The sequence below is a fragment of the Bacillus sp. FCW2 genome (assembly GCF_021228595.1).
In the GTDB taxonomy this organism is placed as follows: domain Bacteria; phylum Bacillota; class Bacilli; order Bacillales; family Bacillaceae; genus Bacillus; species Bacillus velezensis.
This window is the reverse complement of the sequence record NZ_CP089436.1, coordinates 3,629,385-3,648,602: the sequence shown is the minus strand read 5'-3', so window position 1 is coordinate 3,648,602 and position 19,218 is coordinate 3,629,385. Positions and strand designations below refer to the sequence as shown.

Below are 19,218 nucleotides of genomic sequence, written 5' to 3'. Positions count from 1 at the left end.
AGAAGCAAGAAGCTTTGTTATGCCAGTTCTTCTCCCGAAGGAGAGCTGGCTTTTTATTTTCTATATGGGGTCCAAAGCAGAAAACGAGAACTTGTACGCTAACTAATAATTCTATTGTTTTTATCAACAAAGGTTTTTTGGATATGAAGAGGGTGAACTGGTGAAAAAATGGAGTTTGTTGTGGAGTTAGCTTTTCAATAAAGCTCATCAAAAGTTCCATTATTCCAACGTGAATATATTTGCGATAAGTTATTGAATCAATATACGATCCACTCAATTATTTGAGTGGATCTGTTTGTTTTTTATTTATTTGCAGCAGTCTCTATGTGACGAAACAATAGATGAATTAAAACCCTTTACGCAGCCAGGTTGCGGCAAGATCAATTGCTCCGCGCGCAGCTTCAGTTTTAGCTAAGGCGTTGAGCATCACGAAATCGTGAATGATACCTAATGCAGTATTTGATAAAACCGGTTGTAATGAAGAAGAAATTAAAAGTTATAACAAGGAAATTCGTAATTTACTTAACATGCTGACAACTGAGCAATAGTTTTATGAATATAGATGGAGGGCCCTGCGGGTGAATAACCCTTGGAGGTTCAAGTCCTCTCGGCTGCATCAATGTTACCAAGGGTTGTAGACGCCCTTGGTATTTTTTTGCGGAAAATTCATCTGTTACTGTATAGTAGGCCGTATGATTTGTCAGTCACCTTCATCCTTCTGCTGACTGCGTGCGGCGGTAGTAAATATGATAATGCAATTAATGAAGTGATTAAGCAGGAGAAGAAAGTCAGAAAAGAAATGCGAGCAGATTCAGATGAGTACAAAAGAAATAACGCTATAATTCGTGTATATGATGACGGGAAGTATATTCAACTTGCGTTTTATCAGCCAGAAGAAAGTTCTCGCAAGCTTACTGCTTATTCTTATTATGAGAAGCTTGGAGATTCTTATGAGGAAATGGCACATATGCCGGGTGATAGTGATGGCGACCGCCTTGGTCTTTATAAGAAAACACCTGATTATAAAGAGGTTAAAAGCAAGGAAACAAAAACAATGTGCTTGTTCATTCCTGATAGGGGAACAATTGTTTTACCGTTAAGTTGTTGTGTGAGAGCCAGTATGTTAAAATGCTACGTAGATTTAATAATAAAGTTTAGATTCAAGGAGATTTATTTATGAAGTTGGATGAATTTACCATTGGGCAGGTTTTTCAAACTAAATCTTTTGAATTAACAAAAGAGAATATAATGAATTTTGCAGAAGTGTATGACCCACAATACATGCATTTAAATGAAGAAAAAGCAAAAATGGGCAGATTTAATGGAATTATTGCTTCTGGAATACAAACGTTATCTATTACTTTTAAGCTTTGGATTGAAGAAGGGTGTCATGAAGACGATATTATTGCTGGGACAGGAATGAATAATATAAAATTCCTAGCACCCGTTTACCCTAATGATAAACTGCACACTATTGTTAAGGTTATTGATAAAAAACCAAATAAAAGCCAGACGGGGATACTTACTGTATCGTTATCTACCTATAATCAGAAAGAGGAAAAAGTGTTTGAAGGGGAGTTATCAGTATTAATGAAACGCTAAATGACTTTTGTGGCATATCATCGTCACCTTTCATTTTTTATAGGTGTCTGGATGAAATAAGCAATCATCTTAATGAATTGATTGGACTTTGAGTCTGCTCTTTTTTATTTGCTCAACTTATGTCAAGAAACAAAGGAATAACAATAACGAAAAAATCATCTCGTAAATACGAATTTAAACATTGCTGCCTTGAGGTTTTTTGCATATTTCTCTGTATCATTGCACCGGATGAATATCTATAATGAGCGTTCTATCCTTCGATGTTATGTTTCCTTTTTACTTTTTGGTTTTGTCAGTTCAAAGCTGTACTTTACCATGTCATGGATTTGGTGCTCTGGGAGTCCCCCATCTAAGGTAAGAGTATTCCAATGCTCCTTGTTCATATGGTATCCGGGCTTGATTTCTTCAAAAAGACTACGTAGAAAATCAGCCCTTTTAGGTTCGCATTTAAGGTTGACACATAAGTGTTCGTCGCGGGTGAAGATAAGTGCAAATATTTTCTTATTCCCTTTGTGCCGAATTGCAGTCCAACCATCTCCAAAAGGATGGTCTTCATAAGAGTTTGGAAAGGTTAGGCAGTAATCTTTTATTTCATCATAATTCATTATCAATTCACTCCATACCTCATTATTTTTATATACAGAACATATTCGTTCAAACTAAGATTTGCGGTTTCTTTTATACAATCCGTGATTTCCTCAAGTATTTGTTTGAACTTAGCTTCTGAACCTTGAGTTGTTGGATAGTAATACTCACCCCTATTAAAGAATCTGGCATCGTCTGCATTGTCGTTAATTTTTCCTCTGTATCATGAGCATATTTATATCCCTTACCGTAATCTAAATCTTTCATCAAAAGGAGCAGACTTTATGTCTGCTCTTTTTTTGTTCATGAAAAAGCCATTTTTCTTATCCCCAGTCTGATAAAAGATTTTCTGTGAAATCATTTAACAATTATTGGTCAATTTTTCTTTTTCAATAATATCCTTTACCACATCCTCAATTGTGATATGCCCAAGAGCTTTTTCCAAGGCAGATTGGGCTATTTCAAATATTGGACCAATTGTACTTTGAATGTTCCGGCCTACAGGACATTGAGGATTGGGATTTTCATGTATACTAAACAATTCTTTATCTTGAACAACATGAACTGCTCTGTAAACATCAAGTAAGGTGATTTCAGTTAAATCCCTCGCTAATTCAGCTCCTGCAATACCTGGCCGAACTTTTACTAAACCTGCTTTTTTCAGCATCCCCATAATTTTTCTTATGAAGGCGGGATTTGTATTTACACTTCCAGCTAAAAATTCAGAAGTGCTAATTCCGTCTTCATTTATTTCAATAAGAGCCAATATATGAATTCCTACAGCAAAACGGCTGCTAATAGACATGATTTCTTCACCATCCTAATTACGTTCACTCTTTATAGTACACTTGTAACTGAATGTATTACAAGTTCTTTTACTCTAATATGCTCAATTAACAAGATGATAAAAGTATTGACAAATAAACGAGGTGTAACTAAAATTATTACATGTAATCAATATGGTTACATTTAAAATTTTGAATGATTAGGAGGACTTTAAATTGAAAATTGGAATCATTGGTGCAACCGGAAAAGCTGGAAGTCTTATCTTGAAAGAAGCGGTAAGCAGGGGACATGAAGTAACTGCAATTGTAAGAGATGCTGCAAAACTTAAAGAGGAAAAGATTTCAATCATTGAAAAAAATATAATTGATCTTACATCGGATGATCTAAAAAAGTTAGATGTAATAGTTAATGCCTTCGGTGCTCCATTAGGAGAAGAACAGGCACATGTAGATGCTGGCCGGGCATTAATTAGGGCATTAAAAGGAACGGGTACAAGAGCCGTAATTGTAGGTGGAGCAGGGAGTCTTTATGTAGACGAAAATAAAACTGTCAGTGTAATGGATACACCTGATTTCCCGGAGATTTTTATTCCAACAGCTAAAGGCCAAGGTCGTAACTTGCAAGAACTAAAGGAAACTTCTGATATTAACTGGACATTTATCAGTCCTTCAGCGGTATTTGACCCAGACGGGAAAAGAACTGGATTTTATCAGTCAGGAAAAGATCATCTTCTTGTGAATTCGAAAGGCGAAAGTTATATCAGCTATGCAGACTATGCAATTGCAGTATTGGATGAAATTGAAAATCCAAAACATATAAATGAACGCTTTACAGTTGTTGGAGAAGCTGAATAAGTTCCATGTATAATAAGTATCTTTCCTAATCCTATGTAAAATTATTGAAGGTCAGAAACTGATCTCCATCTCGATTAAATCTTTATTAGCAATGGCCAGCCGGGATACAAAAAGCGTATGAAGATTATACCCGGCTCTTTATCGGGCCAAACTCTCTCCATGCTCCCCTATGTGAATCGGTTTATTTAGACCGTAAACATTGATTGTTTGAGGAACAAACATGACAAGTTAATACCGTTAAAATAGGGGGTATACTTGAATGATCGTTTGGAAACATCTGCAGAAACAAAGCTATACCAGTGAACAGCCAAGAGTATCTTGTACTTGAACAAGAAACAGCTGAGCTTTTTAAAGAAATCTTTAACAATCAATATGAAGTACTGGGTTTGAAGACACTCGTGATTCATTTTCACGGTGTTTTCAAACCATAGTTATTAATAGGCATCTTATTTTGCACTCGTATCGACAGGTTTAACAAATAAAACATGAATGAACACATTATTAATTTGCAGTTATTTCCGTTTCGTGCTATGATAAAGGGGAATTATTTTTGTTCGTGTAAAGGATAGTATGAATATCGACTTTTCGTCTTGATGATACTTTGGGCAAGGATAGTAATACAATGTGTAACACACTAGGAGGCAACAAAAATGGAACAAGGTACAGTTAAATGGTTTAATGCAGAAAAAGGTTTTGGATTTATCGAACGTGAAAATGGAGACGATGTATTCGTACACTTTTCTGCAATCCAAAGTGACGGATTCAAATCTTTAGACGAAGGTCAAAAAGTAACGTTTGACGTTGAGCAAGGTGCTCGTGGAGCTCAAGCTGCTAACGTTCAAAAAACTGCTTAATCTTCAATCGTTTATACAAACAGGCTCTTTATACAGGGCCTGTTTTTTTATGTTCTCTGTATCATACTGAATAAAAAAACCCTACTCAACGTTCGAGTAGGGACAGTTGCTACAAGGTAAGAAAAAGGTTTAAAACCTCAAAGGATTGTTTACAGTATAACATACCGGATTGACGATATGTGGAATATATATAAATGATTTGTTTTTATGTTCTCAATATATCTGTATGTTATTCTTTGTTACATTTCGCATATCTCTAATATAAAAAGAAGATAAACAACTGCTATTCACTGTGGAAGCAGATGTAAGAAATTCTTAAAGATAAAGAGGAGAGTGGTTGTTTTTTCTTCTGGAAATAATCACTTAGACCTAAAACAATGAAAGCCCTGCCTCTCTTCCATCCTTACGGCTCCTTGTCCGTGCCAGTGTGAATCAGGATTACAAAAATTAAGTGACTATTTCATCGAGTTTTTTGATAAAAATTCAAATGTTCGTTGAAGAAAAAAATAAAACAGATTAGATTGTTGGGGTAATAAAAGGGGTTAATGTTTTAAAAGTAAGTTGAAGAAGTTAAACATCTAATCGTAATATTCCGAAAACTTTCGGGTGCTTTTTGGAATGCAAAACATTATTTAAAATTAGCCTTAGCAAAAACTTTTTATTTGTTTTTCAGTGATTCCTTTAATGAATTCCAGTTCACTAATCAAAAATTCATATGCATGATCCAACATTTTTTTTTCGCTTGAATTAAGTGCTTTTTCTTTCTTCATCCGCCTTAAATCACGTACAACTTCAGCGCCTTCTTGTATTTCACCCGTTTTTATTTTGTTCGTGTTTACTATATACCTTTGCTTCCACGGCAGTAGCCTATCTGATTCTCCATGCTGAAAAATGTGTATAATGTGTTTTAATGCACGTATATCAGTAACCGGCCGTATATTTGAACTCAATATTTTACGCGTTGGAATCATAACTGTCATATTACTGATTGACATTCTTATGACATAATACTGTTGTTTTTCCTCTAAGAATTGTTTTTCTTCTATGGCTTCAATTGTACCTGCTCCGTGCATTGGATAAACAATGTTATCGCCAATTTGAAACATATCATCCACCTCCATATATAGGAACTTAACTTAAGGTTATCATATATGGAGTGAGATATCAAATTTTTAATGATAACATGGTCGTTTATTGGTGTCAATAACTTTTTTAAAAAACAACATCAAAACAAGAGGGAGCCTGTGGGATTCCGGCTTTCATAACCAATGAAATGTTGAGGGCCCAGCGGGTGAATAACCCGTGGAGATTCAAGTCCTCTCGGCCGCATCTCAATGATACCAAGGGTTTTTGATAACTTTTGGTATTTTTTATTTCTTTTTAAAACATGTGTTTTGTGGCCAAAAGAGTCCGCTGCTTATAGGAAGTCGTCCGGTTTGCCAGCCATCCTTTGAAGAGTCTTTTTATTTTCCTTAGTGTATCGGTTATTCTGCTGACTGCGTGCGGCGGAATGAGATATGATAATTCGATTAATGAAATGATAAAATAGGAGAAGACAGCCAAAAAGAAATGAGAGCAGATTCAGATGAGAAACACAAGAATAACTCATCGTGATCGTATTCGTACACATTTTTACAGAGGAGGACAATTATGATTGGAATACTGGCAGGAATGGGGCCAAAATCTACTGGGCCATTTGTAGATAAAGTAGTAGACGAGTGCCAAAAAATATATGGAGCAATACACGACATGGATTTTCCTCATATGATGATTTATTCTTGTCCGACTCCTTTCTACATGAATAAACCTCTCAATCATACGGACATGGAAAATGCAATTATTGAGGGGGCTGTAAAGCTTGAAAAAACGGGTGTTAATTTTATTGCAATCCCATGTAATACCGCACATATTTATTTTAATCAAATAAAAAAATCGCTTTCAGTCCCTTTACTAAACATGGTTGATGAAACCATAAAAAAAATACCTAAAGGCTCAAAAAAAGCAGCTCTTTTAGCCACCGTTCCTACGGTTCAATCTGGAATATTTCAAGAAGCGTTAAACAGAGAAGGTTATGATTTTTTACATCAAGATAGTTGGCAAATCTATGTCGATCACATAATAGAAAAGATTAAACAAGGTCAAACCGATGAGGCTGGTACATTATATGATGAATTACACCGTGAATTAGCAGAAAAGGTTGATACGGTTATCATTGCATGTACGGATTTAAATATGGTCACGGATCAAAAAAGCAGCGAACTTACCTTTGTTGATTCATCAGCTTGTCTCGCTCAAGCCATTGTAAATAAGTATGTATCATTAACAAAATAAGCCGTCTGATTAATCAGCAAATTCAGGGCGCTTTTTTCCGTTAAAGCGCCCGGCTTCGGCAGATACATGATCCTCGATTACTTCTTTAAATGTAACTTCCCCGCGTTATTGTTCTTTTAACATTGAATATTTTCGATACGCTTTATAGAAACTGCAGCCAAAGAGAACGGCCATAAGAGCGGGAAGCGACCTTAAAAGGGCAAATGGAGTTTCAAATAAAAATGCTTTCCAAAACATTGCGCCTTCCATACTCCACAGACCTTCAGCTAAATACAAACCTGAATTCGTGTAAATCATATTACAATAAAACAAGCACAGTAACCCAAAACAAGATGAAAAACTCATTAGTCTTTTATAATAATTACTCTTTGATTGGCGATCCGAGAAGATTTCATTTTGATCATCATCTTCTTTTTGCCAATATCGAGTTCCAAGCCCCCAAGGGCCATTTATATAACTCCAGCCGAAGTCTTCATATATCTCTCTGTAATCTTCGAATTTTTTCTTTGATAAATAATCTTGATAATCCAGTCTCATCACATATTTTTTGTCGGTTTTTTCGAAAGTGTATATTCCTAATCCGCTGATATTTGTACAGCGATAGCCTTTTTGTAATTGCTCGTTCAGCCATTGCTCCTCTTTTTCAATATCAAAAAACATCTTAAATTTCTTCATTCGATTCACTTCCTTCGTGCAGGGATAAAATATGCAGTAACCTGTTTTGTTCCATTTTCAAAATGGCGCTTCCTTCCGCAGTTATCATATAAACTTTTCTCCGGCCCGACTCTCCAACAGGTTCAATCCAGCCATGCTTATTCAAGTTTTCAATCGCGCCGTATAATGTGCCGGCTGCTAAAATAACAGTTCCGTTACTCATCTTTTCGATCTTCTGCATGGCGGCATAGCCATGAAGCGGCTCCCGCAAAGCTAATAAAATATAATGCATGGTTTCAGACAGCGGTAATAATTTATGTTTCATATCCTCATCCTCTATTCAGTCTGACTATATAGTTAAACTTAATACAGTTCAACTGAATAGTCAATGGTCTTTTCAAAATTTGTCAAAGGAACTTGAAAATCAAATCTAAAAAGTCGCTTTTCTTACGTAATGGGAAGCGACTTCTGAGTAGTCCTATTCAATTAAATGGCCCGATTGTTGGATGTAATGCTTAACTTCAGTGTTTGAAATGCCGGGCGGTAATAAGATTTCACTTTATCGAATGCCCAGCGTATAAATACCCCAGGAAGGTCCAAACCCTCTCGGCCGCATTAATAATACCAAGGGTTTTGAGTCCCTTGGTATTTTTTGTTCATTGTATGATGACGTAAACTTCTGACTTACTTAGTGGCTGTCGTTCCAGTTTTTCTCTATAAAAGTATTAGCAGGCTGTAAGTTGGTTTTGTTCGCAATTTCAATGACAGCGGGAACCACGGAAGGGTCTGTTTTGGAGAAGTTAGGAATCCGCGGATCTAACCGGAAAAAGCGATCTCCCAGCAGATTCGCGCTGACCATGGATTCATAGTAGCCATTTCCGCCGGAGATCATCTGAAGAAATGGCAGTAAAGGTTCATTAGGCGACCTGTCCAAAAGGACTCCCCAATTTGGAGGAAGGTTCTTCAGATTTTCGGGACGTATGTTATCCGCACTCACCATTCCCCATCCCCTCGTATCTCTTCTTAACCGAGTCGGGACTTCACCTGTACCGATGGATAGCGCCGCAATTTGATCCAGTGGCACGTTGGCTTTACCAACCGCAAACGCGATACTGGCCGTACTGGGGTTCGTTGCCACTACATATCCGTCCACGTAGTTTTGATAGGCTCGCTGCGTCGCGGGAGCACCGCTGCTCCGCAGTATGACATCGCTCACTTTCTCATTTAAATAGGGAGAGCCGGGAAAGTTGTGAAATAATACGGGCGTCCAACGATCCAGTGCTGGGGAGTATAATTTGAATGAAGGGACAACAATTCGTTTTCTAAGATCTTTAAGACGAAGGCCTGGCGGGAAAAAGTTTCGCACCGCTTTAATAAAACCGGAATAGGGCAATTGTTGATTGAAAACAGGTCCGCCCGGCCGGGAAGTGCTGAATGCGGGCAGGATTTCATCCTCAAAATACTGAAGTGTTTCCTTCGGAGATCTTCCGCTTGCTAATGCAAGGGCAGTAAATGAACCGATTGAATTTCCCGAAAATACATGGGTTCGACTTATTAATGCTGGATTTTCTTCAGCCAGTCTGTTCAATAGTTGTAAACTTAAAGCACCTAAGGTACCGCCCCCGTCAAAGGTCATGATCCGATATTTTGCCAAAGCTGATTTCTCCTTTCTGATGAAAACTATCATTCAGTATATGTTCAGCCAGAGTCTATTGTATGGATGAATGAATATCTCCTTATCTTAAAAATGGTTTGATTATCAATCCAGCGAGTCGGGAAAGAATATGTTTTTTATTTGAAGAGGTTTTTTCCGGGAAAAAGGAGAATTATTTAAAAATAAAAGGGGGAAAACACTTGAATACGATTGACCTTATTGTTTTACATTTTGAAGAAGTAAGACGGCGAAGCATCAAGTTATGGACAGCTATACCTGAGGAAAAAATGGACTGGCGCCCCGATTCCGAAGCAATGTCGTGTAAGGAAATGATAAGACATGTATTAGAAGCGGAATTTCTTTATCATCACATTTTACTAAAACAAATGAATGAGTCTTCAGAGGAATCTAAAAACCCGTATGAATCAAAAACGTTTACCACAGTAACCGAAGAATTAGAATTCGCAAAACCGTATCGGGCCGAGTTTTTGACATTCATCAAATCGTTAAACGAAACAGATTTAACAAATATAAAGATTGACAGGTCTGATGTTGGATATATTCGCGAACTAGGAGACATGTTATTAAGAATCGCTTACCATGAGTCCGTACATACCGGTCAGCTTTTAGACTATCTCAGAACTGCTGAGGTTGACAGGCCTTTAATTTGGGACTAGTTAAATGATTGAGTTTCACACGGGAAGGGGAAATAACGGAAGCCTTAACTTCACCCAAAGTTAAGGCTTTTTATAAATCATTAAAACAAACATGTTGCCGTTGTTTTAATGATCTGTTCCCCAAACCGCTTTCCGATAATTTTCCGGATCAGTATCACCTTCTGTATTAATCATTAACACATTAGATGACTGATCTAATTCTAATTTCTTCTTTATCTGTTCCATTGAAGTATTCTTACTTAACTCATGCAGCAAACCTAATGGGACGGAACCTGACTCACCAGAAATAATCTTCGGATCCGGATCAATAGGATTACCCAATATTCTCATCCCCAATGCGCTTATCTTGTCATTACAGGAAAAGAAATAATCACTGCATGTTCTCAAAATGTTCCAACCGAATGGGTTGGGTTCGCCGCAGGCAAGCCCAGCCATCATTGTAGAAAGATCACCGTATACTCGGACAGGTGATCCAGAGGCGCTTTGGGCTGACCGGTACAGACAATTTGCGCTTTCGGGTTCAACTATGGAGATTTTGGGCTTATTCCCACTTTTTACATTTAATAGGGAAGCTGCCATTGAAGCAGCGAAAGATCCCACTCCAGCCTGAAGGATAACATGACTGATTGTATTGAAGAAATCTTCATTTTGTTTGTATATTTCTGCAATAATTGTTGTATATCCTTGCATGATAGAGAGAGGAATTTGCTGGTATCCTTCCCAAGCCGTATCCTGAACTAAAATCCAATGATGTTTCTCAGATAAATCTGCCGCCATTTGAACAGTGTCATCATAATTTAAATCTGTAATGTACGCATCAGCACCTAAATGTTTAATGGCTTCCAATCTCGCGGGAGAAGAACCTTTCGGCATATATACCTTTGCTTTCTGTCCAAAAAGGGAAGCCGCCCATGCCAGTCCCTTTCCGTGATTACCGTCGGTAGCTGTAGCAAATGTAGCAGAAGGAGCGCTTTTTACAAGTTCAACCAATTCGTTAAAATGAATGGAATTAAGGTCGATTTTAAGTTTTTTACTATAGTAAGAAGCAATCGCATATGAAGCACCCAAGCTTTTAAAAGCATTAAGGCTAAAGCGTTTAGATTCATCTTTAACATAAAGGCTGTTTATGCCGAGATATTGTGCGAGACTTCTTAACGAGTGAAGCGGTGTTGCTTGATAGCCGGGAATGCCGGAATGAAAATGAAGCGCTTTTTTTGTTTCCTCTGCAGAGAAATAGGAAGATTCCTGAGGTAACGTATCAGATCTGAAATGATTCGAAACCCAATCAATATTCGCAAACAAATTTCTTCATCCTTCCAATATGTGATATATCACATTATACATGGATCGGAATGTAAAGCAACTTTTCTTTTTCGCAAACGATATACTGAAATGTGGTATATTACATGTAAAATGATGTTTTAAAGAGGTGAAAACGTGACAATGAACCAACAGCACCAATTAAAACGAACATTTATGAAAGTTGAAGCTTATCAGTTTCTGAGAGAGTGGATTATAACAGGTAAGCTTGAGCCGGGAGAAAGACTGAGAAATCAAGATCTATCTGAGACACTCGGAATCAGCCGCACGCCGGTCCGGGAGGCGCTGCTTCAGCTTGAAAATGAAGGTCTTGTCATAACGAAAGCCAATCGGTGGACAGTGGTAGCACCTATTGACCTGGAAAATGCGAAAGAGGTTTACTCGGTCGTTTGGTCTCTCGAGTGTCTCGCTTTTGAACAGGCACTTTCAAGATTTACACAAGATCATATAGATGAGATGGAAAAATTAAATAAGCAAATGAATGCAATAATGGAGACGGATGATAAGGTAAAAGCGCTGGAATTGGATAATGCCTTTCATCAAAAGATCATTGAAGTCTCAAATAATACTGAACTGCAGAAATTACTGCAAGGACAAAAAACGAAAATACAGAGAATTGAAATTCGGTATTTCAGTCAAAATCACGCAATGAATGCATCCTGCAGTGAACACAATCAAATATTAGACGCAATGAAGAATAAAGATCTTAAACAAGGACTGAATGCCATAAGGAGTAACTGGGAAAACAGTCTGACTCGAATCATTTTAAACAGCCAATTAAAAGCCTGACAACTCGTCAGGCTTTTTTGTATGAATTTTTCGTTTGACTAATATGAGATATGTGATATATTACTCTTAACTGAAAGCGATTCAGTTTTTTGTGAAGAATATTTAGAATTTTACATCAATAAGGAGAAGGTGATTATTATGTTAAAAACAGTTTTTACAGAAAAAGCACCAAAAGCGATCGGACCTTATTCTCAAGGCATTAAAGTACAAGATTTTTTATTTTTATCAGGACAGCTTCCTGTTAATCCAAACACGGATGAAGTTCCGGCTGATATTAGGGAACAAACGATTCAAGTTTTAAAAAACATTGAATCCATTCTGAAATCAGAGGATTTAAAAATTGAAAGTATAGTGAAAACGACTATTTTCCTTAAAAATTTAGGTGATTTTAAAGCTGTTAACGAGGAATATGGTAAATATCTTGGAGACCATCGTCCTGCGAGATCCACAATTGAAGTAAGCCGGTTGCCTAAAGATGTACAGATTGAAATTGAAGTCATCGCGTATTCCGGATAAATATATACGAGTGAAAAGCTGCCCGGCTTCATGGTAATTCGTGATGTTCCAGAGCATGACATTCTTTTTTCGGGAGGATAAATATGTCTATAGAACAGGATGTGGATGTGCGGTGCCGGAGTTCTTCATCGAATAATGCCTCTTATGAAGATCCGGCTAAATGGTGCAGGCAAAATACAATTTGGGTCTTAGGCCTGTTTGGCACAGCAATAGGCGCGGGCGTGCTTTTTTTGCCAATTAATGCGGGAATAGGGGGCATTCTGCCTCTGGTGATCATCACTGTTCTGGCTTTTCCGATTACGTACTTTTCTCACAGAGCTTTGGCCAGATTTGTTTTATCGGCAGGTTCTGCAACAGACGGGATTTTAGCGGTGACAGGAGAATACTTTGGGGCGAAAGCAAGAAGAGTATTCACTGTCATTTATTTTCTTGCGATTTACAGCATCCTGTTAATGTATTCAGTTGCCATTACAAATACAGCTCAAAGCTTTATTGTGAATCAAATGAACATGCCAGAGCCGCCAAGGGGTTTAACTGCCGGATTTCTGATAGCAGGATTACTGTTTATCGTGCGTTTTGGTCAGGATGCGGTCATGAAGACTATGAGTTTGTTAGTTTATCCATTTATAGGTTCGTTATGTTTGATGGGGATCTATCTGATACCTAAATGGAATACAGCCATTTTGGATGTCACACACCTATCATTATCCGGATCAGGACAAGGGATGTTCATGACGGTATGGATGACATTCCCTGTCCTGGTGCTTTCATTTAATCATTATTCAATGATTTCACCATTCGTTGTAGCTCAAAGGCAGTGTTATGGAGACAAATTTGCTGATGATAAATGTGCCCAAATACAAAAATACAGTTATATATTGATGATACTTACTGTTTTATTTTTTGTATACAGCTGTGTATTCAGTTTGTCGCCGGCAGATCTTGCTATGGCAAAGAAACAAAACATCTCAATTCTCACTTATCTCGCCAACCATTTTCATTCAGCGTTTATTGCTTGTCTTTCCCCGATTATCGCATTTGTCGCAATTACGAAATCCTTTTTAGGACATTATATAGGAGCCTATGAGGCCATGCGGGATATCATTGTTGAGGTTTTTCCATCAAGAAATAATAAGAAAAAAACAGATTTTATCATTCTGTTTTTTATGTTTGTCACTTGCTGGCTAATAGCTTATATCAACCCAAGTATTCTAGGCATCATTGAAAGCATCAGCGGACCGATAGGGGCTGTTATTCTATTGCTGCTCCCTATGTATGCCATTCGTAAGCTGCCAGTATTAAAAATGTATCGAAATAAAATCAGTAATGTTTTTGTTACGATTATTGGTGTCATCACTGTTTCGGCAATTATTTTTGCTTTATTTTAATTATTTGTGTAAACGCTTTCTATTTAATGATTATATTGGAGTGGTCTTTATGAATGATATCACAATGAAAGATCAATTAATAAAATGGAGACATGACCTCCACATGATACCTGAAACAGCTTTTGAAGAACACATGACCTCAGTGTATATTGCTGAAGAATTAAAAAAAATGGGAGTAAGCGTTTGTTCGGGTCTGGGCGGAACAGGTATAGTCGCCACCTTAAAAGCGGGAGAAGGTTCAAAGGTTATAGGAATCAGAGCGGAACTGGACGCATTACACTTCACTGAAGCAGCAGATCATTCGTATGTGTCTAAAAATAAAGGGAAAATGCATGCCTGCGGTCATGACGGACATATGGCAATCCTTCTTGGGACAGCTAAAATATTGAGTGAAAGACAACATTTTAACGGCACCGTGTGTTTTATTTTTCAACCGGCGGAAGAACCGGGCAAGGGTGCGAGGGCCATGATTGAGGATGGACTTTTTGAACAATTTCCGCTCGATGAAATTTACGGATTGCATAATATGCCTGGATTGCCGGCGGGTACTTTTGCAACCCGCCCCGGGGGAATTATGGCCGGTGAAGATAACTTTGTCATCCGGATTAAAGGAAAAGGCGCTCATGCAGCCCGCCCTCATATGAGTATTGATCCATTGGTCATAGCGTCGCAAATTATTCTCGCCTTACAGACTATTGTGTCCAGAAATTTAGATCCAAGCGTTCCTGCCGTTATATCCTGTACGGAAATCGTAACAGACGGGGTGAGGAATGCGATTCCGACTTATGTGGAAATCAAAGGTGATACGCGAAGTTATTCTCCTGACACCCGACGTTTTCTCGAAGAAAAAATGAGGACTATCAGTTCCGGGATTTGTGAGATGCATGGTGCGGAGTGTCAGTTTGAGTATACACATGAATTTGCTCCAACGACGAATTGGGAAGAATATGTCGGGTTTACTGTTGAAGCTGCTGCCAAAACAGCCGGAAAAGAGAATGTCACTTCTAACATAAATCAGATGATGATTTCAGAAGATTTCTCGGCTTTTTTAGAGAAGGTTCCCGGTGTATTTGTTTTTCTTGGCAATGGTGATGAGCATGATCAAAAGGGCCATATTCCATTACACAGCCCGTCATATGATTTTAATGATGACATTCTTTTAACCGGTGCAGCGTATTTTGCGGAATTAGTTAAAATTCGCTTATCCTAAAACACATGAAACAAAGAAAAACAGCAATTACTGAATCAGTCAGTGCTGTCTTTCTTTGTTTTTTTGTTTTTTATAAGCCAGCGGCGTCATCTTCATGGCATGTCTGAACCTGCTGATGAAATAACTTGTGCTGTTAAAACCAACTTGATAAGAAATGTCTGTCACACTCGCATCTCTTTGCTGCAATAAATATAAGCTTTTTTGAATTCTGTAATCTATAACGTAGTGTAACGGAGAACATTTTAAAAAGCGCTTGAAATAGCGGCAGCACTCAGAACGGCTTAGCTGCCCGGCTTTCGCAATATCCTCCAATGTGATTTTTTCAGCATAATGCTGATGGATCCAGCTCAGCATATTCTTCATCCTTTGGTTCTTCAACCATTCTGTTTCGATACATTCAAGGTGGAAACAGTTGGCGATTAAGTGTTTCCAAACAGACGTAAGTTTCATCGTGATATCTATTTCATAAAAGAGGGATTTTTGCTCGATGCATTTGTGGATCTCTAATACAGCATTCAGAATGTTTTTTTCTAAAGGGTCGTCTGCGTGGATATATAAGTAAGGGACATTCGTTGCGTGAATCAAAGGTTTTACATAGGTCGTGTAGAGTTCCTGTGATAAAACGAAATGCGGGGAGACATTTAAACAGATATAAAGACAATCTGAACTGCCATGCTCCTTTGTCATATGCAGGCAGCCGCTGTTAATAAACAGCCCGTCGCCTTGACGGACAACCACCCATTCCTCATTTACTTGGAACAGCGCTTCTCCTTTTATTATAAGCACGAATTGAATTTCATCATGCCAATGAAGGGGAATATATCCGTGCAAATGGTTCTTAATGGTTTTTTCATAGCAAGCAACCGGCATAACAATTGTATGGTGTTTCGTCAAATCTTGCAGACTGTCATCCATCAGAAAGTTTTGCGTTTGCATGTTAAACACCTCAATATACTTATATTTTTAAATCCAATATTGGTATTAAGATGATGAATTCTTATATATCATAACATTATTGTTATATCAATGAAGCGATTGACTCAGTACAGGGAGGAATGCAAAATGGCATCTGAACATGTGAACCTTTACATGAATTCTGAACGTTTACTCAGCCGTCTTAAGGAGCTTGGTGAAATCGGACGTGACCGCAATGACAGACTCACAAGGTTAGCTGCTTCCGATGAAGATAAGGCGGGACGGGACTTATTGGTAACATGGATGAAAAAAGCAGGCTTAGAGGTTATGATTGATAAAATCGGAAATATTTTCGGGGTATGGTACGGTTCTGATCAGAATAATGATGCGCCCATTATGATCGGCTCTCATATCGACACGGTCATCAACGCGGGTATTTACGATGGATGTTACGGGGTTATTTCGGGACTTGAAGTCATAAACACTTTAAAGGAGTCCGGCTTCAAACCGGAGCGTCCGATTGTCATTGCGGCTTTTACCAATGAGGAAGGTGTGCGATATACTCCAGATATGATGGGATCACTCGTATTCGCCGGAGGACTTTCTTTAGAAAAGGCGCTTCAGACCCGCGGTACGGATGGGACGAAACTGGGTGAAGAACTTAAGCGTATAGGATATGAGGGAACAGAAAAGCCCGGCTTTTTAACACCGCACGCCTTTATTGAGCTTCATGTTGAGCAGGGGCCGATTTTAGACAAAACAGGCATTCCGGTCGGTGCCGTTGAGAATTTGCAAGGGATTTCCTGGCAGCGTATAACGGTTCAAGGCGTTTCAAATCATGCCGGGACAACTCCGACTGATATGCGTCAGGATGCCGGGCATGCAGCCGCACAAATCATAACGTATTTGCGCAAACGTGCCAATATGTCTAACGGCCAAACTGTCGCCACGGTCGGAACAATCAGTTTTGAGCCAAATGCTATCAATGTCATTCCATCATTGGCAGCACTTACAGTTGATTTGCGAGATCCGGACGAAAAGAGACTTCAAGAAGAAGAATCAGCACTGGCCGATTACCTGAAAGATTTGGAAGAGGCTGAAAACGTATCTATCACATCTGAACCATTAGTCCGTTTCAATCCCGTTGTATTTGATAAAAACATTGTTGCATTAATTGAGCGGGCTGCAAATAAACGGGGACTGGAATCAAAACGGATGACATCCGGTGCCGGGCACGATGCACAAATGATGGCCCGCATCTGTCCGACGGCTATGATTTTCGTTCCAAGTATAGAGGGGATCAGCCATAATCCTGAAGAATACACGAAAGATCATGACTTGGCTGCAGGTGTCAATGTATTATTAGATGTCGTTAGTGATCTTTCTTCTAAATAAGGAAACGGGAACATCAAGGAATACAAATCGAGATAAAGAGTGAAGATAGAGAGTGTCGTACAGAAAAGCTCTTCTCATCATTGATATCTCTGATGAAAGTTCAATTTTTCCCTGGCGTATCAATCATGCCAAAGGTTTAACCGCCTTTGGCTTTTTTTTATGTCAACTTTTGCGTCTGTTAAGTGAAAATTGTTTTATAAACGGTGTGATCATATAATTGAATGAAAAAGGATGCATATCATGCCGATCAATTCTTTTGAAAATTATCCGATGAGCTGGAAGCCGGCGATTGATAAAACGGAAAAACCCATTTATAAAGCGATTGCAGAGAAATTAGAACAGGATATATTACAAGAAGTTTTATTACCCGGAACCAAACTGCCTCCTCAGAGAGAACTGGCTGATTTTTTGGATTTAAATGTAAGCACCATTTCAAAGGCTTTTAAAGTCTGCGAGTTAAAGGGTCTGCTGAGTGCCTCTGTCGGGAGCGGGACTTTTGTTGCTTATGATGCGTTATCGAATGCGTATCTGCTGGAAGATACAAAGCCGAAGCATCTGATTGAAATGGGGGCGACGCTTCCGGATCAGGCTTCTTATGAGCCGCTGCTGCTCCAGCTGAAAAGTATGCTGCAAGAGGAAGATTATGAAAAGTGGTTTGGCTATGGCCGGACGGGTGAAAGTCTTTGGCAGAAAGATGCGGCTGTTAAGCTGATTCGAAGAGGCGGATTTGAAACGTCCGTTGATCACATTTTATTTGCAAACGGCGGGCAAAATGCGATTGCCGCGGCATTGGCGAGTCTTTGTAAACCAGGAGACCGCATTGGAGTTGATCACCATACATACCCAGGCTTGAAAACTGCCGCTTCGATGCTGAGTGTGCAGATTGTGCCGATCAAATCAGAGAACAATGAGATGAGCCCTGCCTCATTTGAATATGCGTGTAAAAATGAAAATATTAAAGGCATCTACCTCATCCCGGATTATCATAATCCGACAGCGTCCTTTATGTCTGTTGAGAATCGAAAAATGATCGCGAAAATTGCAAAAAAATATAACCAATTCATTATTGAAGATGCCTCGTACCATCTTCTTGGCAAGAATCCGCTTCCGGCCATCGCATCATTTGCACCGGAACAGGTCATTCACATTGCCGGTTTATCAAAATCACTGGCACCAGGGTTAAGGATGGCGTATGTCGCCGTCCCGAGTCAATATAAGGAGCCGATTTCAAAGGCGCTTTACAATTTAAATATAACCGTTTCCCCGCTGTTAGCAGAACTCACTGCACGGACGATCGTATCGAATCAATTTGAAATCTTAATTGACAGTCATCGTGAACAGACTATCCGCAGAAACAAAATGGTCGATCAATATTTAACCGGCTATACGTGTGCAGGTGCTGAGACGGGAATCTTTCGATGGTTACTGTTACCCGGAAATATGACAGGTGCTGCATTTGAAAAATCAGCCGCACAGCATGGAGTGCAAGTATACGCGGCTGAACGTTTTGTCGTCGGGAACAGTTGTCCGGAAAAGGCTGTAAGGGTGTCTGTCTGTGCACCGAAAACGCTTGGGGAGCTTGAGCAGGGACTGCTGATTCTTAAACGCCTGCTGGATGAGCACATCTAATATTGTCCGCCATACAATTATTATATTGTATGGTTTTTTTGTGCGTGTTATGATAATCC

The 19,218-nt window shown here is 38.8% G+C and carries 21 protein-coding genes and 2 pseudogenes; 13 read left to right on the top strand and 10 right to left on the bottom strand.

Annotated features, from left to right (window positions below; genetic code table 11):
- Window positions 1-346 precede the first annotated feature (346 nt).
- Window positions 347-451, bottom strand: a pseudogene (locus tag K3G25_RS18030) (esterase); the annotation flags it as partial.
- 225 nt (window positions 452-676) lie between these two features.
- Between K3G25_RS18030 and K3G25_RS18025 the strand changes: the two are divergent.
- Both K3G25_RS18025 and K3G25_RS18020 read left to right on the top strand, forming a co-directional pair.
- Window positions 677-1,051: pseudogene (locus tag K3G25_RS18025) on the top strand (cystatin-like fold lipoprotein); the annotation flags it as partial.
- Window positions 1,052-1,176: 125 nt separating this feature from the next.
- The gene (locus K3G25_RS18020) at window positions 1,177-1,602 is read left to right on the top strand and encodes a MaoC family dehydratase (RefSeq protein ID WP_053285490.1); all 426 of its coding nucleotides are present in this window, start codon (window positions 1,177-1,179) and stop codon (window positions 1,600-1,602) included.
- Window positions 1,603-1,865: 263 nt separating this feature from the next.
- Here the strand turns inward: K3G25_RS18020 and K3G25_RS18015 are convergent, their stop codons facing one another.
- From K3G25_RS18015 to K3G25_RS18005, 3 genes are all read right to left on the bottom strand, one after another.
- Window positions 1,866-2,207 carry an MmcQ/YjbR family DNA-binding protein gene (locus K3G25_RS18015; RefSeq protein ID WP_053285491.1) on the bottom strand — a complete coding sequence of 114 codons (342 nt, stop codon included), beginning with the start codon at window positions 2,205-2,207 and terminating at the stop codon, window positions 1,866-1,868.
- Window positions 2,208-2,280: 73 nt separating this feature from the next.
- Window positions 2,281-2,454, bottom strand: coding sequence for a hypothetical protein (locus K3G25_RS18010; RefSeq protein ID WP_232489759.1), 174 nt, complete (start codon window positions 2,452-2,454; stop codon window positions 2,281-2,283).
- A gap of 94 nt (window positions 2,455-2,548) precedes the next feature.
- Complete coding sequence (locus tag K3G25_RS18005; RefSeq protein ID WP_021495071.1) at window positions 2,549-2,992, bottom strand: Rrf2 family transcriptional regulator; 444 nt, start codon at window positions 2,990-2,992, stop codon at window positions 2,549-2,551.
- A gap of 196 nt (window positions 2,993-3,188) precedes the next feature.
- Here K3G25_RS18005 and K3G25_RS18000 point away from each other — a divergent pair, with 196 nt between their 5' ends.
- From K3G25_RS18000 to cspC, 3 genes are all read left to right on the top strand, one after another.
- A complete protein-coding gene (locus K3G25_RS18000) occupies window positions 3,189-3,827 on the top strand; it encodes an NAD(P)-dependent oxidoreductase (RefSeq protein WP_014416975.1) in 639 nt (212 codons plus the stop codon).
- Window positions 3,828-3,931: 104 nt separating this feature from the next.
- Window positions 3,932-4,030 carry a molecular chaperone TorD family protein gene (locus tag K3G25_RS20910; RefSeq protein ID WP_072177240.1) on the top strand — a complete coding sequence of 33 codons (99 nt, stop codon included), beginning with the start codon at window positions 3,932-3,934 and terminating at the stop codon, window positions 4,028-4,030.
- Window positions 4,031-4,477: 447 nt separating this feature from the next.
- Window positions 4,478-4,681 (top strand): cold shock protein CspC, encoded by a 204-nt coding sequence (gene cspC, locus K3G25_RS17995; RefSeq protein ID WP_003156143.1) that lies wholly within the window; start codon window positions 4,478-4,480, stop codon window positions 4,679-4,681.
- 644 nt (window positions 4,682-5,325) lie between these two features.
- Here cspC and K3G25_RS17990 read toward each other — a convergent pair.
- Window positions 5,326-5,787 carry a CarD family transcriptional regulator gene (locus tag K3G25_RS17990; RefSeq protein WP_014416980.1) on the bottom strand — a complete coding sequence of 154 codons (462 nt, stop codon included), beginning with the start codon at window positions 5,785-5,787 and terminating at the stop codon, window positions 5,326-5,328.
- A 544-nt stretch (window positions 5,788-6,331) separates the two neighbouring features.
- Between K3G25_RS17990 and K3G25_RS17985 the strand changes: the two genes are divergently transcribed.
- Complete coding sequence (locus K3G25_RS17985) at window positions 6,332-7,012, top strand: aspartate/glutamate racemase family protein (RefSeq protein ID WP_014416986.1); 681 nt, start codon at window positions 6,332-6,334, stop codon at window positions 7,010-7,012.
- Between the two features lie 105 nt (window positions 7,013-7,117).
- Here the strand turns inward: K3G25_RS17985 and K3G25_RS17980 are convergent, their stop codons facing one another.
- From K3G25_RS17980 to cotR, 3 genes are all read right to left on the bottom strand, one after another.
- Complete coding sequence (locus tag K3G25_RS17980; RefSeq protein ID WP_014416987.1) at window positions 7,118-7,687, bottom strand: DUF2812 domain-containing protein; 570 nt, start codon at window positions 7,685-7,687, stop codon at window positions 7,118-7,120.
- Entirely contained in the window at window positions 7,674-7,991 is a 318-nt protein-coding gene (locus tag K3G25_RS17975) for a PadR family transcriptional regulator (RefSeq protein ID WP_014416988.1), read from the bottom strand. The genes K3G25_RS17980 and K3G25_RS17975 overlap by 14 nt, the downstream gene beginning before the upstream one ends.
- Window positions 7,992-8,354: 363 nt before the next feature.
- Window positions 8,355-9,320: a sporulation hydrolase CotR gene (gene cotR, locus K3G25_RS17970; protein ID WP_232489451.1), complete on the bottom strand. Its 966-nt coding sequence runs from the start codon at window positions 9,318-9,320 to the stop codon at window positions 8,355-8,357.
- 200 nt (window positions 9,321-9,520) lie between these two features.
- Between cotR and K3G25_RS17965 the strand changes: the two genes are divergently transcribed.
- The gene (locus tag K3G25_RS17965) at window positions 9,521-9,997 is read left to right on the top strand and encodes a DinB family protein (RefSeq protein ID WP_021495063.1); all 477 of its coding nucleotides are present in this window, start codon (window positions 9,521-9,523) and stop codon (window positions 9,995-9,997) included.
- A gap of 105 nt (window positions 9,998-10,102) precedes the next feature.
- Here the strand turns inward: K3G25_RS17965 and K3G25_RS17960 are convergent, their stop codons facing one another.
- Complete coding sequence (locus tag K3G25_RS17960; RefSeq protein WP_014416991.1) at window positions 10,103-11,299, bottom strand: diaminopropionate ammonia-lyase; 1,197 nt, start codon at window positions 11,297-11,299, stop codon at window positions 10,103-10,105.
- Window positions 11,300-11,440: 141 nt separating this feature from the next.
- On the opposite strand from K3G25_RS17960, the gene K3G25_RS17955 reads away from it, so the two are divergent.
- The 4 genes from K3G25_RS17955 (at window position 11,441) to K3G25_RS17940 (ending at window position 15,220) form a co-directional block, all read left to right on the top strand.
- Entirely contained in the window at window positions 11,441-12,106 is a 666-nt protein-coding gene (locus K3G25_RS17955; RefSeq protein WP_031304481.1) for a GntR family transcriptional regulator, read from the top strand.
- Window positions 12,107-12,244: 138 nt separating this feature from the next.
- A complete protein-coding gene (locus K3G25_RS17950; RefSeq protein ID WP_072177232.1) occupies window positions 12,245-12,622 on the top strand; it encodes a RidA family protein in 378 nt (125 codons plus the stop codon).
- A 77-nt stretch (window positions 12,623-12,699) separates the two neighbouring features.
- Window positions 12,700-14,010 (top strand): SLC5/6 family protein, encoded by a 1,311-nt coding sequence (locus K3G25_RS17945; RefSeq protein ID WP_197538211.1) that lies wholly within the window; start codon window positions 12,700-12,702, stop codon window positions 14,008-14,010.
- Window positions 14,011-14,059: 49 nt separating this feature from the next.
- Entirely contained in the window at window positions 14,060-15,220 is a 1,161-nt protein-coding gene (locus K3G25_RS17940; RefSeq protein ID WP_014416995.1) for a M20 aminoacylase family protein, read from the top strand.
- Between the two features lie 39 nt (window positions 15,221-15,259).
- On the opposite strand, the gene K3G25_RS17935 is transcribed toward K3G25_RS17940, so the two are convergent.
- Window positions 15,260-16,156, bottom strand: a complete 897-nt coding sequence (locus K3G25_RS17935; RefSeq protein ID WP_014416996.1) for an AraC family transcriptional regulator — start codon at window positions 16,154-16,156, stop codon at window positions 15,260-15,262.
- Window positions 16,157-16,282: 126 nt separating this feature from the next.
- Between K3G25_RS17935 and K3G25_RS17930 the strand changes: the two genes are divergently transcribed.
- Together K3G25_RS17930 and K3G25_RS17925 are read left to right on the top strand one after the other, a co-directional pair.
- Window positions 16,283-17,530, top strand: coding sequence for a Zn-dependent hydrolase (locus K3G25_RS17930; protein WP_232489450.1), 1,248 nt, complete (start codon window positions 16,283-16,285; stop codon window positions 17,528-17,530).
- 240 nt (window positions 17,531-17,770) lie between these two features.
- Entirely contained in the window at window positions 17,771-19,159 is a 1,389-nt protein-coding gene (locus K3G25_RS17925) for an aminotransferase-like domain-containing protein (RefSeq protein WP_022552649.1), read from the top strand.
- Window positions 19,160-19,218: the final 59 nt, after the last annotated feature.